At 68.9% G+C, this 14,521-nt stretch carries 13 protein-coding genes; 5 read left to right on the forward strand and 8 right to left on the reverse strand.

Translation table 11 applies throughout. The features are described from left to right. The 3 genes from WA675_RS22910 to WA675_RS22920 all read right to left on the reverse strand — a co-directional run. A partial coding sequence (locus WA675_RS22910) for an amino acid adenylation domain-containing protein (protein ID WP_336086937.1) occupies positions 1–5,052 on the reverse strand: 5,052 nt, incomplete at its 3' end. A 2-nt stretch (positions 5,053–5,054) separates the two neighbouring features. Continuing rightward, positions 5,055–5,996 carry a methionyl-tRNA formyltransferase gene (locus WA675_RS22915; RefSeq protein ID WP_336086938.1) on the reverse strand — a complete coding sequence of 314 codons (942 nt, stop codon included), beginning with the start codon at positions 5,994–5,996 and terminating at the stop codon, positions 5,055–5,057. A gap of 37 nt (positions 5,997–6,033) precedes the next feature. Then, positions 6,034–7,326 carry a SidA/IucD/PvdA family monooxygenase gene (locus WA675_RS22920; RefSeq protein ID WP_336086939.1) on the reverse strand — a complete coding sequence of 431 codons (1,293 nt, stop codon included), beginning with the start codon at positions 7,324–7,326 and terminating at the stop codon, positions 6,034–6,036. 138 nt (positions 7,327–7,464) lie between these two features. Between WA675_RS22920 and WA675_RS22925 the strand changes: the two genes are divergently transcribed. The 4 genes from WA675_RS22925 (at position 7,465) to WA675_RS22940 (ending at position 9,477) form a co-directional block, all read left to right on the forward strand. Then, entirely contained in the window at positions 7,465–7,947 is a 483-nt protein-coding gene (locus tag WA675_RS22925; RefSeq protein WP_336086940.1) for a hypothetical protein, read from the forward strand. Positions 7,948–8,059: 112 nt separating this feature from the next. Continuing rightward, positions 8,060–8,767, forward strand: a complete 708-nt coding sequence (locus WA675_RS22930; protein WP_336086941.1) for a siderophore-interacting protein — start codon at positions 8,060–8,062, stop codon at positions 8,765–8,767. Positions 8,768–8,806: 39 nt separating this feature from the next. Next, positions 8,807–9,073 (forward strand): hypothetical protein, encoded by a 267-nt coding sequence (locus tag WA675_RS22935; protein WP_336086942.1) that lies wholly within the window; start codon positions 8,807–8,809, stop codon positions 9,071–9,073. Next, a complete protein-coding gene (locus tag WA675_RS22940) occupies positions 9,070–9,477 on the forward strand; it encodes a type II toxin-antitoxin system VapC family toxin (protein ID WP_336086943.1) in 408 nt (135 codons plus the stop codon). Before WA675_RS22935 ends, WA675_RS22940 begins: the two co-directional genes overlap by 4 nt. Here the strand turns inward: WA675_RS22940 and WA675_RS22945 are convergent, their stop codons facing one another. The 4 genes from WA675_RS22945 to WA675_RS27445 all read right to left on the reverse strand — a co-directional run bounded on the left by WA675_RS22945 (position 9,478) and on the right by WA675_RS27445 (position 12,566). Next, on the reverse strand, positions 9,478–10,014 hold the full coding sequence (locus tag WA675_RS22945) for a hypothetical protein (RefSeq protein ID WP_336086944.1): 537 nt from the start codon (positions 10,012–10,014) through the stop codon (positions 9,478–9,480). Continuing rightward, complete coding sequence (locus tag WA675_RS22950; RefSeq protein WP_336086945.1) at positions 10,011–10,718, reverse strand: hypothetical protein; 708 nt, start codon at positions 10,716–10,718, stop codon at positions 10,011–10,013. The genes WA675_RS22945 and WA675_RS22950 overlap by 4 nt, the downstream gene beginning before the upstream one ends. 49 nt (positions 10,719–10,767) lie before the next feature. Beyond that, a complete protein-coding gene (locus WA675_RS22955; protein ID WP_336086947.1) occupies positions 10,768–11,577 on the reverse strand; it encodes a hypothetical protein in 810 nt (269 codons plus the stop codon). A 671-nt stretch (positions 11,578–12,248) separates the two neighbouring features. Then, complete coding sequence (locus WA675_RS27445; RefSeq protein ID WP_442945700.1) at positions 12,249–12,566, reverse strand: helix-turn-helix domain-containing protein; 318 nt, start codon at positions 12,564–12,566, stop codon at positions 12,249–12,251. A gap of 209 nt (positions 12,567–12,775) precedes the next feature. On the opposite strand from WA675_RS27445, the gene WA675_RS22960 reads away from it, so the two are divergent. Continuing rightward, positions 12,776–14,137 carry an alpha/beta hydrolase family protein gene (locus WA675_RS22960; RefSeq protein WP_336086949.1) on the forward strand — a complete coding sequence of 454 codons (1,362 nt, stop codon included), beginning with the start codon at positions 12,776–12,778 and terminating at the stop codon, positions 14,135–14,137. 1 nt (position 14,138) lies between these two features. Here the strand turns inward: WA675_RS22960 and WA675_RS22965 are convergent, their stop codons facing one another. Further along, positions 14,139–14,465 carry a hypothetical protein gene (locus WA675_RS22965; RefSeq protein WP_336086950.1) on the reverse strand — a complete coding sequence of 109 codons (327 nt, stop codon included), beginning with the start codon at positions 14,463–14,465 and terminating at the stop codon, positions 14,139–14,141. Positions 14,466–14,521: the final 56 nt, after the last annotated feature.

Below are 14,521 nucleotides of genomic sequence, written 5' to 3' on the forward strand. Positions count from 1 at the left end.
GAGTGGAGTGTCGACCGTGGAGTCTGGCCGCTGGCCACGAGCGGCGGCGCGGGGGGCTTCGGCCGCTGGGTCCACACGCTGATCACCGGCGGTCGCCGTGGCGGAGTGTGCGTCGACCGTGGCGCTCAGGCGCTGGGCGCGGGCGCTGGTGAGGCGTTCGCAGACTGTGCCGTAGTCGAGAGTTTCGGTGCCGCAGCGGAGGGCCGGGCGGGCCGAGGGGTAGGTGTGGGCGCGGTCGAGGAGGTCGGCGATGGCCGGGGTGTCGGAAACCTCTACGCCGCAGGACCATTCGCCGAGAACTCGCCTGCGCTCCTCGGCGGGCATGACGTCGAGGTCGGCCAGGGTCAGGTCGGGGGTGTCGGCGAAGGCGCCGAGGACGCGCAGCATGCGGCGGGCGAACAGGTGGGCGGTGTCGCGGAGGTAGTGGTCGGCGTTGAGGGTGACCGTGGCGGCGAATCCGCCGTCGCGATCCGCGGTGAAACCGAAACCGACCGCGCGCAGGGCGCCGTCGAACGCGGGCGGCAGCACGGTGGCGGTGAGACCCGCGCCGAAGTGCGGTGCCGCCGCGCGATCCTGCTCGCTGAAGTGCAGTGTGGTGGCGTAACTGTCGGCGCCGTCGATGGCATCGCGCGCCACGTCCTGATGGCCGTACCCGGCCAGCGCGGTCGCCCGCGCCCGGTCCAGCACCGAACGCAGCGACGGATTGCCGCGCAGATTGGTGCGCAGCGCGACAATGCCGGTCAGCGGCCCGACGACCCCCGCCGCCATCGCCTCTCCGCGTCCACCCACCGCGGCACCGACCACGAGATCCGTCCCGGCCCCGAGCTTGTGCAGCAGGGTGAGGACAGCGGCCTGGTACAGCATGAATTCCGAGGCACCGGCGGATTCCGCCAGCACCCGCAACCGCTGCCGCAACTGCGCGGGAACGGGGAATCGGGCGAGATGCCCGGTCACACCGGGACGACGACCGGCACCCGAGCTGGTTGCACCTACGCCGATGTCGCGACCGGTAGTCGGCATGGGTGAGGTGAACAGGTCCGGTGCCGGGCCGGTGGCGGCCGGGGTGCCGGACAGCGCCGCGCGCCAGTAGTCACGCTGGGCGGCGAGGGCGTCGGCGGCTTCGTGTTCCCAGCGGGCGACATCGGCGAAGTCGAATTCGGCTGGGGGCCACTGGGGTTCGGCGTCGGCGACGCGGGCGCGGTAGGCGACGGCGGTTTCGGCGAGGAGGAGGTGGAGGGAGCGGTGGTCGGCGATCAGTTCGTGGGCGGTGAGGACCAGGACGTGGGAGCGCTTGTCCGCCACCAGGATCCGGATGTCGATCGGCGGCGCGACCCGGGGGTCGAAGGACTGGCGTGCGGCAGCGGTGGTCGCCGCGGCCAGCTGCGTGGGACCTGCGGTCGTGCGGACGGTGACCGCGACCGGCTCGGCCGACACCGACGGGGTCGGCTCGCCATCGGTCTCGAGGAAGATCGTGCGCAGAATATCGTGCCTGCCAACGACTTCAGCGACGGCGTGCCGCAGAGCTTCGACGTCGAGGCGCCCGTCGAGCCGCGCCGCGAGCGACACATTTCCCGCGCCCTCGTCGGCCGAGTCCACGTCGGCCCGGCCGACGGCTTCGCTTCGCCCGGCGAGTTCCAGGGAGCGGAAGCGGTTCCAGCGGGTGCGCTGGGCTTGGGTCAGGGGGGCCGGGTCGGGGCCGGGGTTGCGACGCAAGGGCGGGAGAGGGATGCGGGCGGGTGGGCGGGATTCGATGAGGGCGGCCAGGCCAGCGACGGTGGGGGTGTCGAAGGGGACGCGGACGTCGATGTCTACCCCGAATTCGGCGCGGATGCGGGCGACCAGGCCCGCGGCCAGCAGGGAGTGGCCGCCGAGTTCGAAGAAGGAGTCCTGGGCGCTGATCTCGGTGCGGCCGAAGAGCTGGGCGAACAGGGCGGCCAGGCGGATCTCGGTTTCGGTGGCGGGGGCGCGGTGGGTCCCGGACCCGGCGCGCAGCGCGGCGGGCAGGGCGTGCCGGTCGAGCTTGCCGTGTTCGGTGAGCGGCAGCGCGTCCAGCACCACGAATTCGGCGGGCACCATGTAGTCGGGCAGCGTGGCCGCGACATGCGCGCGCAGGGCCGCGAGGTCGAGTGACGCGCCGGGGGCGGGCACCACGTAGGCGGCCAGCACGGTGCCCAGCGCGGGGTCGGCCGAGGCCACCACGGCGCACTGCCCGACCGCGGGATGACCGGCCAGCGCGGCCTCCACCTCGGCCGGTTCGATCCGGAATCCGCGCACCTTCACCTGCTCGTCGGCACGACCGACGAATTCCAGTGCGCCGGAATCGTTCCGCCGCGCCAGATCGCCCGTGCGGTACAGCCGGGCGCCGGGCCGGAACGGATCGGCCACGAATCGCTGCGCGGCCAGGGCCGGGCGCTCGTGATAGCCGCGCGCCAATTGCGCACCGCCCAGGTAGATCTCGCCGACCACGCCGTCGGGCACCAGCCCGAGCCGCGCGTCGAGGACGTAGGCGTACACATTGCGGTTGGGGATGCCGATCGGCACCGTCCCCGGCCCCTGCGGGCCGACGACGGGCATGTGCGTCGCGCAGACCACGGCCTCGGTCGGGCCGTAGTGATTACGCAGTTCGGCGTCGAACACCCCGGCGAACCGGTCGGCGACCTCCCCGGTCAGCGCCTCGCCACCCACCGGAACATGGCGCAGCGCACCCCATTCGCTCACTTCGGGCAGCAGCAGGAAGGTGCTCAGCGTGGAGGGCACCATGTGCAGCACGGTGATCGCGCTGCGCGAGATGAGCTCGGCGATGTGCGCGATGTCGCCGAAGGCGTCGGGCTTGGGCACCACCAGGCAGGCACCCACGGTGAGGGTGACGAAGATGTCGAGCAGCGAGGCGTCGAAGCTCACCGACGACGACTGCAGCACCCGGTCCTCGGCGGTGAGATCCCACTGCGCGCAGAACCCGATCAGATGCTCGGCGATGGCCGCGTGCGGCACCGGGACGCCCTTGGGCTTGCCGGTCGACCCGGAGGTGTAGACGAGGTAGGCCAGGTTATCCGGGCGCAGCGGCCGCACCCGCTCGGCGTCGGTGGGCGGGTGTGCGGGCAGGTGCAGCGCGGTTTCCTCGGCGGCGGCCAGCTCGACGGGGCCGAGGACCAGGCGCGCACCCGCGTCGGCGTCGAGGAAGGCAATGCGCTCGTCGGGGTAGGCGGGGTCGATCGGCAGGTAGGCGCCACCGGCCTTGAGCACGGCCAGCACCGCGACGATGAACTCCACCGAGGTGCTCGAGCGCAGGCCGACAATGTCCTCGGTGCCGATGCCCTGCCCGATCAGCCAGTGCGCCAGGCGATTCGCGCGCAGGTCGAGCTCGCGGTAGGTGAGCGGGCGGTCGGCGGTGCGGTCGCGGCCGGGGGCCAGCAGGGCGAGGGCGTCCGGGCGGGCGCGCACCTGATCCTCGAACAGCCGCACCAGGGTGGTGGGCGGGGTCGGGACGAGTTCGCCGCGCGAGAGATCCAGCAGCCGGGCGCGCTCGTCGGCGTCGACGAGTTCGAGATCGCCCAGGCAGGTGGCCGGGGTGGACAGCGCGTGGTCGAGCAGGTGCCGGTAGTGCCGCAGCAGCCGGTCGACCAGGGCCGGTTCCAGACGGTCGGTGGTGTATTCGGCTTCCAGGCGGGCGCCGTCGGCACCGTGCACGATGGTCAGGCGCAAGGGCAGGGGGGCACGGCCCGCTTCGTCGTCGAGGCGGGTCGCGGTGACGCCGTCGAGGCGCAGCGGCGCGGGCTCGGAACGGACAGCGAAGCCCAGCTGGGTGATGACCTCGAAGCCGTCGCGACCGCCGGTGCGGTTCGGGTTGACCGCGCGCACCACGTCATCGATGCCGACGCCGCCGTGGGCGAAGGCCCCGGCGCAGGTGACCTCGGAGGCGGCGACCAGATCGGCGAAACTGTCCGCGGCGGAACAGGAACCGCGCAGCACGACGGTATTGCCGTAGTAGCCGATCTGCTCGTCGGCGTCGGCGGCCCTGGTCGTGACCGGGGCGGCGACCAGGAACTCGGACGCACCGGTGTACCGATAGACCACGGCCTGCCAGGCGGCGAAGAGCACCGCGAACGACGACACGCCCTGCTCGTCCGCGAATTCGCCCACCCTGGTGCGCAATTCGGCGGGGAGCTGCGCGCCTGCCCGGCGGCCGCGTCCCGGCTCGGCCCGCGCGAACCGCGGGCGGCCGGGAAGTTCCAGCGCGTCGGGCAGCACGTCGAGGGTCCGGCGCCAGTATCCCAGCGCCTCTTCGATCGCTCCCGAATCCGGCAGCGCGCCTGTGCGCGGCGTGCCGAGGGTCGACGCCACCGCGCGCCGGGCCTGCTCCACGCCGGTCTCGGCGACGGCGCAGGCCGACTCGTCAGCGGCAGCGGTCTCGAGCGACAGCTCAGCGACACCGGTCCCGGCCGACCGGGCAGGCTCGCGGCCGGTCGCGTTCCCCGCGCCGGGGCCGGACGCGTCCGCGACGACGGCCGCCGGGCTCGCGTACGCCGTCGACAGCGCGGTGGCGAAGATCGACGCCGACTCCTCGTCCCAGGCGATGGTGTGCGCCACCAGCGAGAACACGAATTCGCTCGGGCCGGTGCGGATGAGCGTGACCCGCAGCGGCGCCCGCGTCGCGAGATCGAACGGCGCCCCGACCGCCCGGCGCAGCAGCACGGCGACGCGCCGCTCGCGGCTGCGCGCGGACAGTTCGGAGAGGTCGTGCTCGGTCCAGCTCGGCAGTACCGCCGGATCGACCACCTGATACGGCTCGCCGTCACCGCCGAGACCGTAAGTGGTGCACAGGATCCGGTGCCGATCGGCGACCGCCGCCACCGCCGCGCGCAGCCGCCGCGGATCCAGCGCCCCGGTGAGCCGGTAGCTCACCGCGACATTGAGCGAGGCGTCGGAGAGATCCCGGGTCTGCAGGAACCAGGCCCGCCGCTGCCCCGGTGCGAGCGGGACCCGCCCCGGCCGGGACTCGGCCCCGATCTCCACGGCGGGCACCCGGCTGACGGGGTGAGCGACGGTCGTCATGACTACTCCGCGGAGTCGGTGAGGTACCCACCGCGCCGGAAGAACGCGGCACCGTCGTGCTCGACACCGTCGGCGGTGCGCACGCGGGTGATCACCAGGCCGCGGTTCTTGCCCCGCACCGGGTTCGGGCCGCTGACCACCGCGCCGCCGTCCTCCTGCACGATCACGCGACCGTTGGTGCCGCCGTAGCAGGCCTCGGAGATCTTGGCCGCCAGCACCTCGACGCGCTCGCCGCGGTAGTAGCTGTAGGCGCGCGGGTACGGCTCGGACAGGGCGCGCACGAAACGCTCCAGGTCCACCGCGTCCCAGGTCCAGTCGATGCGGCTGTCGCGGTCGGAGCGCTTGTGGAAGTAGGTGCGCTCGGTCTTGTCCTGCGGACGCCACTGCGCGGTGCCGGACTCGAGCGCGGCCAGGCCCTCGGCGACCGCGCCGGGGATGAGTTCCATGCCAGCCAGCACCAGCTCGGTGCCGGTGGCGGTGGGGCCGATGGGCAGGCGGTGCTGCACCAGGATGTCGCCGGTGTCGAGCTGCTCGTCCATCCGGTGCACGGTGAGGCCGAACTCGGACTCGCCGCTGATCAGCGCCCACAGCACCGGCGAGAAGCCGGTGAACTTGGGCAGCAGCGAGTCGTGCAGGTTCAGCGTGCCGTAGCGCGGCATGTTGTAGAGCTCGGCGGGCATCCAGGTGTACCAGCTGTTGACCACGATCACGTCGGGCTCGGCGCGCTTGACCAGGTCGATGGTCTCGGCGTCGGCCGATTCGGTCAGATGGACCGGGATACCGTGCTCGCGCGCCAGCTCCTCGACCGAGTCCGACCAGATCCCCTTGTAGGAATCCTCGCTGGCCGGATGGCTGACCGCGAGCACGACCTCGTGCTCCGAATCGATCAGAGCCTGCAGGGTTTTACGGCCCCAGGTCTGGAAGCCGAACGACACGATACGCATGAACCGAACCTCATCTTTCCGAATTAGTAAGGCTAGCCTATCCTAGCGCTTTGTGCAGCTCAGCGGCGGCCCTCATCGCCGCACCCGAGCGCACCGAGGACTCCGCGAGCACCCGATCCGATAGCTCGCCCAGGCAGCTGAGGTTCGGGAAACCGGGGCCCTGGGCCATGCCCGCCATGTTCGGCAGGAACAGCTTGGCCTCCATGCCGCTCACCGCGAGGTCGTGGCCGATGGCCGCCTCGAGCCGGGTGCGGTCGATCGGGCCACCGATCGCCAGCTCGACCAGGTCGGCGGCGTCGGAGTCGAACATCTCCAGGAACCACAGCGGCTGGCCGCCGGTGGCGTCGACCACCAGGTCGAAGGTGTGCGTGGCGTCGGGGCGGCGCTCGTTGCGCAGGGTGAGCTCGATGCCCTCGCCGTCACCACCGACGCGGACCACGCGGCCCTGCAGGTGATGCACCCGGCTGTCGCCCAGCAGGTTCTCCTGCACCCGCACCGAGAACACGCCACGGTCGGTGCGGCGCACCACATCCCGGCGCTCCTCGATGCTCAGCGCGCGCCACTTGCCCGGGTCGCTGTAGAGGGAGTTCTCGAAGTAGCTCTCGCCGCGGGTGTAGATGGTGGCCGCGGGCGAGATCACCGAGACGGTGAGCACATCGTGGCGCACGAGTTCGTCCATGGCCGAGCCCGCGGTCTCGCCGCCGCCGATGACCGCGGCGCGCGAGGTCGAGGGCAGCTCACGGCGCCCGACCAGGTCCCAGAACTCCGCGATGGAGAGCATCTTCGGGTGATCGGCGAGGGCGCGGCCGCTGTTGCCGGGGCCGGTGATCATCAGCGCGTCGGACTGCAGCCTGCTCTCGGCGCCGTCGGCGTCGACCACCAGCACCTCCCAGCCCTGCGCGGCGGCGGAGATGGTGCGCACGGTGCCGTGCACCACCTCGACGCCGGACTTGCGCGCCACCCACTGCAGGTACTTGGCCCACACGTGGTGGTGCGGGCTGGGCCTGCCGCGGTCGACCCACTCGGCGTAGCCGCCGCGCTCGACCAGGAACGAGGTCCAGCTGAAGCCCATCATCGCCTCGTTGATGGCGCGGTTGTGTCCGCGCGCCCAGGACGAGTGGTACGGGAAGCCCACGTCCTTCTCCGGGCTGGTGCCCAGCCGGTGCTGGCCGTCGGTCCAGCCGCCGGTGGGCAGCCAATTACCGCCCACCGCATGGGATTCGATCACGACGACCTCGGGTGCGGGCAAACCCAGCTGCCGCAGTACGTGCGCCTTGGCCGCGACCGCCATGGCCTTGGGGCCTGCACCGACCACCAGAAGTCTGTCCACCGAGTTCTCCCATTTTCAACCGTTTGAGCGCCCGAAGCGGGGGGCACTCTTACATGTTTGCATAGGCTTACCTTATATTGGGCACCGATGCTAGTCACCGTGGTGAAATCACAGACGAGCAGCATCAGACACAGAACGATGGGACCCTCGAAAATGATCAAGAACAAGGTTCGCGCCACCACGGCCGCGTTCGCCCTCACCGCCGCCGCGATCCTCGGCACCGCAGGCACGCTCGCGACCGCCGCTCCGGCCCTGGCCGCGCCGTCGATCGTTCGCACCACCCCCGCCCCGAGCGCCGGTCAGCTCCAGGCCAAGCTGCAGCTGGTGCTCAACACCGGCGCCGACCGCGGCACCCGCGCCAACGAGCTGGAGAACGGCGAGGCCGGTCTGCCGCTGATGGATCAGATCGGTGGCGTGATGGCCTCGGTCCCCGGCTTCGCGTGGAATGTCACCAACGCCTACACCGAGGGCTCCTACACCTACGCCGACCTGCTCGTCACCGTGCCCGGCTTCGGCACCTTCCCGCCGATCGCGGCCAGCTGGGTCGATGTCGACGGCACCTGGAAGCTCACCTCCGAGTCGCAGTGCACCATCGCGTACTACGCGTCGCTGTCCTGCTGATTTCACACCAGGCCACGGCGGCCCGGCACCCCGCGACGCGCGAGGGCCGGGCCGCCGTCTTTTCCGGCGCCCGGGTCGCGACAAACCCCGTTGGTTAGGCTACCCTCACAACATGGGTAAAGGAACCAATGGCCTGATCATGAAGGTCTGGCGCGCCGACAACTACAAGCTGCGCGTCACCTCGGTGGAATCGATCACCGACAAGTACCTGCGCATCGGATTCGAAGGCGACGGCGTCCTCGCCGAGCACCCCGCCCACCCGACCCAGTTCATCCGCATCTGGATTCCCGATGCCGAGAGCGACAAGCTGCACCACCGCGGCTACACCCTGATCAACCAGGACCCCGAGACCGACCGCTTCGACATCGAATTCGCCCTGCACGGCGGCCCGGCCAGCCAGTGGGCCGCGCGCGCCGAAGTCGGCGACACGCTGGAAGCGAGCTCGCTCGGCATGGACGCCTCACACCCCGACACCGACCAGAGCGACTACGTCATCTTCGGCGACACCGCCTCCCTCCCGGCGATCAACGCGCTGCTCGACGCGATCCCCGAGGCCACCGCCCGGGTGTGGCTGGAATCGCAGTACGACTCCGACCCGACCCTGCCGGTGCACGCGCACGCCAACCACGAGGTGACCTGGCTGCCCCGCGTCGACGACGGACGGCTGTTGCGCGAGGCGGCCCAGGAGATCACCTGCGTCCCCGGCACCTACGCCTGGATCGCCTGCGACGGCGCCACCACCCGCTCGATCGTGAAGACCTTCCGCACCGTCCACACCCTCCCCAAGACCGCCATCAAGGCCCGCGCGTACTGGAAGTGACGCACACAGTGTAATAAATGTTGTCGTACAATTGCGGGCATGACCAATCCCCGCACCGGCTCTACCGCCAACGTGTCGGTGTCCATGCCGACCGACGTCCTCACCGCCGTCCGCGATCGCGCAGGGCGGCGGGGCGTCTCGGCCTACATCACCGACGCCGTTCGGCATCAGCTCGAGATGGACGGGCTCGCGGAGATAGTCACGGAGTTCGAAGCCACACACGAGCCACTGACCGAGGCCGAGATCGCTGCGGCTTCTCAGGACATGTTCGGCGACAACGGTGTCGCGGACCAGGGCGCGGCGTGAAGGAGCCTGCGACTCGCTCCGTCGTCCTGGATTCCCAAGCCTTCTCCCTGCTGCTGAAGCAGGACCGCGCCATGACCGCACGTATCGAGGCGTCCCGGCGCGCAGGTATACCCGTTCGGGTATCGACTCTGACCATCGTGGAGTCGGTGTACGGCAAGACCGACTCCGCGCGTCTCGCGTGGTTCCTCTCCCGAATACGAGTCGAACCCGCGACCCAGGACGACGCACTGCTCGCGGTCGAGCTGCTCCGCGACGCAGGCGGCCTCCACGGACACAAGTACGCGATCGACGCCCTCGTCGCGGCGATGGCCCTACGCGCACCGGCTCCCGCACTGGTCCTCACCTCAGACCGCGACGACTGGCAGAAGCTGTGCGGGCACCGGGTCGTCATTCGCGACGTTTAGCTAGACGCCCCGGAACTCCAGGTGGACGATCCGCGTGGTTTCGTCACGCAAGTCGACCGTGACCTCGCGAATCATCACCTTTCCCGCTGCCGATGTGAACCATGCTTCCTGGCCTCGTTCCACCCGGGGCGAGGTATCCAGAGGCGGCCCGGCGATCGTCTTCACGGAATAGGGTGGCTGGCGGAGACCGAGAGCGATCGGGAATCGAGACTGCTCCAGCATTGCGGCGAGATCGGAGGGGGATGTCTTGACCGCGATCCGGTATTTTCGATCGCGAATTATTTCGCGCTGGACCAGCAGAACTTCAGCGCTCGTCGGTAGGACCCAGTCACCGTACTGTGTTGCCTCTCGCAACAACTCCGGACTGGTTGATTCCTCGACATCGGGCACCATCATCCGGTCGATGGTGTGGTCGACTGCGCGGTCGCACCCGAAAACTCCGAGCGAGATCAGCAGACACAACCCCAGTGCCGACGCCACCCATACCAGCCATCGGCCGCGTCGGGCAGTCTGCACACCGACCTCAGCAGGTGTCATCGAGGAGTCCCCCTACCACTCGGCGCAGGCAAGCTCAGGTCGCCGACCGAAGGCAGCTCTCCTACGTATCGCTTGACTGTAGACGAACCGATCATGTCGAACTCCTTCGCCAAACCTGCCGTATGCAGGGCCCCCAGTTCACGGTCGGTCCAGTTGAATCCAGCGATCTCGGTATTTTTCTCACCATCCCAGTTGTATCGATCGAACAAGTGGCACTGATAATCCAGATCTATACGATACTCCGCATCCCCCTCGCCCAGCTTCTCAATCCTGACCGCCCCACAAGCTGTGGTTTCGACCGCACCGATCGCCAGATACCAGTCTCGGTCCAGAAATTCGTACTCTTTCCACTCCAGCTGGAATGATGCCGAGATTGAGTTCTCGGTCGTGATACCACCGATTCGCCTGGCGATATTCCGCACATTGACGGTTATCATGTTGTCGAAGTGGAGTTTCAGGGCGGGCTCGTCGTGCATGATCCTGTCCGGGTCGAGCTGCAAATCCGTTCCTGTATTCGCGAGGTAGTGCTCAAGGTGGTCCGCGGCGTTTGTCATCCCGGCTGCATCAGCAGCGGCAGTGGCGAAGATCATCTGGTCGAAGAACTGCAAATCGTCATACCTGGCCCACAGCGGCTGCGAACCGTGCGCGCCCTGCCCCGGATCCGTTGGCGGCGTGGGTGGCATCGGAGGAATGTCACCAGCCATCTATGACCCCCCGTTCACAAGGTGCCCGGCACCGAAGATGGTCACAAAGTCAGAACAGAGAATCAACGCGGTCCTCCCACCACATGTTGTCACCGTACCCGAACTTCCGGGCACTCAGGTCTACCGCGATCTTCTCCGGGAGATCGAACTCACTGACATTGAACGCAGGTATCGATCGCCCTGGGGCATAGTCCAGTGCCACAGAAATCTTGTCCACAGTTTCCTGAATCTGCTGCTGACGCAGAGCAACTGAAGCTTCGAGCGCAGCCAGTGATGCAACGATCTCTGATCGCATCTCACCGCGGATCGGGTTGTTTATGTGTGGGGCCCATGCACCGAGCGGGAATGTTGCGCCGAGAAAGGTCATCGGCTGCAGTATTTTTTGACACAGGTCTGCCGCTTGGTTGTAGACCTGGCGTTCGAGGTAGGTACCACCGTTCTCGACAATCTTGGACACCGACTCGAAGTCGAGGCTCCTTGCCGCCACTGTCTGCCCGAGGTTGTTCGAGCTCACACAATACGACTCCGCGACCGCGCCGGACCAACTGCCCTGCAGCCACCTCGCCCCGCCGGCAAGGTTTTCCGACGTGACGTAGTCGTTGATACCGAGCAGGCCGATCCGCTTGCCGATTGCCTGCAGTGATTCCCAGTCCGCCGCGAGCACCGACAACAGGTCGGCCGTCGGCTTGACACCGATCGCCGCGCCCCGGGCGGTCGTCGTAGACAGAGACGAGTCCGATCGCCGATTCGACCAGCTGACGGACGGTGCACTCGTTCTCCGACACTGCGGGAAGACTCGGAAGTTGTAGCCCACCGAATCGGCTCGCATACTGGCCCGCGCCGACAGCGAACCGGCCACTGTCGGAACCGAGGTCGTTCGAGACAGCGGAGATCGCGGCCGCATTGGCTTCGTCGGTGGACCCGAACCGAGACACGACCGTGGCCAGACCCGAGCGGAAGTCGCCGATGACGGCCGCCTCGGTATCGAGTACCGCGCCTGCTGCGCTGCGGAACTTCTCCAGCGACGGTGCGAGCGTCGCCAGCAGTCCCGTCGCCCCATCAGGTAGTGCTACCGCCGGTAGCAGGCGTGCGACGTTGGAAGCCGAGCAGGTCACCAGCTCCCCGAGATCTGTGGTGAATCCTGTGAGACTCGACAGCTCGACCGACAGATCAGCCACGCCGCCCCCGTGTCACTCCAGCATCCGGCCCTGCCGGTGCCTCCTTGCTGCAGGCAAATACACCGTCAGACAACATCATTGAGTCCGCTCCCCCTCCCGGCCGAGTCTATATCGCCCGATCGGAATCTATGAATCCGGCGGTGACGCCGTCGCCGCCCGGTCCAGGAGGTCGACCAGGGCGTCGAACCGCCCGTCCTTCCTGCCGGTGGTCTATGGGCCGGTAGTCACTCGGCCAATCGGTCTCTGTCCGTGTAGTGAACCACCCCGACTTCCCTGCCGCCCCGTTGTGAGGTAGCAGGAAGATCGCGACCGAGCTGGTCATCGGTGGCTGGATTATGTTGGCGGACAAGGACTACCAAAGCATTTCGGTATTCTCACTCCGTACAAGGGCCAGAACAATCCCGCCTCGTAGAAGTGGGCCAACCGCTCTCCCACGAGGCTGCTCGGCCGCTTCGACAGGTCCGCGTCCTTCGGATACGACACCCCCCTCCCGCCGGTCCTGCTCGCGGGTGTGGATCACGTAGTTGTAGACCGCCCGCGGGCATCCGAACGCACGCGCCAGCGCCTCCTGTTGCCCCGGAGTGGGGCGAGGCGGTACTGGCACCCTTCCGCTATTCCAGGTTTCGGAGATGGAGCTCGCTGAACTCGTCGAAGTCGTCGGCCTGGGCACCTAGTTGGGCTGGTCAGGTAGATAGGCGGTCTGAGATAGCACACCGACCCCGGGGATGTCCCCGAGGGCGGACGACGCCGGGTCATCCCTGGGAGTGACCCCGAATCCCCCCTGACGGCGACGCGCGCCGGGGTGATGGTCGGGCAGGCTGGTCGGGACAGTCGCGCGGATGCCCACCGCGCGAGCCGATCATTCCGAACGGGGGCCGGGTGTCGGCGATCGACGCGGTGTTGTGGGGGTCCGCGGTGGTGTTCGCGGTGGTGTTGATCGCGTTTCCGGCCGCGGGGCGGAAGGTGGCGCCGCTGGTGCTGGCGCTGTTGGGGGTCGGGGCCGTGATGCAGTGGGCGGTCGGTGGGTATTGGCATATGTGGCCGGTGTATCTGCTGATCGTGCTGATGCTGGGTTATGTGCTCACCGATGCCGATCCGCCGCGACGCCGGGTGGTCGCGCGGACGGGGCTCGGGGTGCTCGCGGCGGTGTCGATCGTGCCGTGGGCGGTGCCGCCCGCGCCCTCGTTGACCACGCCGAGCGGGCCGTACGCGGTGGGGTCGGAGATCTTCCGGTGGGTCGACGAGTCGCGCGGCGAACCCGCGACCGAGGCCGATGACCGGCGCAATGTGGTGGTGCAGGCCTGGTATCCGACGACGGTCGGGTCCGGCAGGCAGTGGAGGTATCTCGACGGGCTCGACGCGTTGCCCGGGCGGGTCAGCCAGATTCCCGGGTTCCTGCTGCGCGAGTCCTGGCGGATCGACACCCACGCGACCGCGCAGGCACCGGTCTCCGGCGAACGCACCCGCTGGCCGGTGGTCCTGTTCTCCCCCGGCTACGGCGCTCCCCGCGCCTTCTACACCGGCCTGCTCACCGATCTGGCCAGCCGCGGATTCGTCGTCCTCGCCATCGACCACCCCTACGAATCCGGGGTCACCGAACTGGCCGACGGCACCGTCGCCACCACCGTCGAACACTTCCCCGCCGACGACCCCGACGGCCTGCGCTTCATGACCGAACGCCTCGAAACCCGCACGGCCGACCTGCGATTCGTCCTCGACCAGCTCGACCGTCCCGAGACGATCGGCCTGCTGGCCACCCACCTCGACACCGCGACGATCACCGCCACCGGCCACTCCCTCGGCGGCGCCACCGCCCTGGCCGCCCTCGACGCCGACCCCCGCCTGCGCGCCGCGGCCAATATCGACGGCACCCTCTACGGCGCACTCCCCGACCACACCCTGACCCGCCCGGTCCTGCTACTCGAGAGCGACCACGCCGACACCGGCCACTCCCAGCGCTACCTCGACGGCAACGCCGCCCTCCTCGACCACCTCACCGCCCCCGGCTTCCGCTACGAGCTCGCCGACGCCGACCACTACAGCTTCACCGACGTCCCCCACTTCCTCGCCGCCCCCGCCCGTTTCGCCGTCACCCACCTGCTCGGCGGCACCCGCGGCCCGGACGCCACCCAGCACGCCACCAACGACATCCTCACCCCCTTCCTCACCGGCGACCACTCCGCCATCCCCACCGCCGCAGCCACCCACCCCGGCATCACCGGCGGACCGATCCCCGGCTGACTCAGTCCTGCTCGTAGTGGGTGTCCCGCTCCCACGCGACCATGGTGCGCCAGCGATCGTTGCCCGCCAGATAGCTCATGAACGCCGCCAGCACCAGCTCGTTCGTCGGCACGGTGACGGCGTAGTGGTGCGCCGCGTCGCCATCGCGGTAGTCCAGCCCGAACTCGTCGGTGCCCGGCAGATACGAGGTCTGGATGTACACCTCGTCCGCCGTCCCGAGGATCGCCATCGAATGCTGTCCGTCCCCGAGCGATTCGATCAACTCGACCACCTCGTCCCGGGTCGCGTCCTCGGACACAGTCGCGAAATCGGTCTCCAGATACATCATTCCCCTCCCGACGGACCGGGCGTCCGCTCATCTCATCGGGCGGATGATAGACGACG

It is taken from the genome of Nocardia sp. SSK8, assembly GCF_037034205.1.
Lineage (GTDB): Bacteria > Actinomycetota > Actinomycetes > Mycobacteriales > Mycobacteriaceae > Nocardia.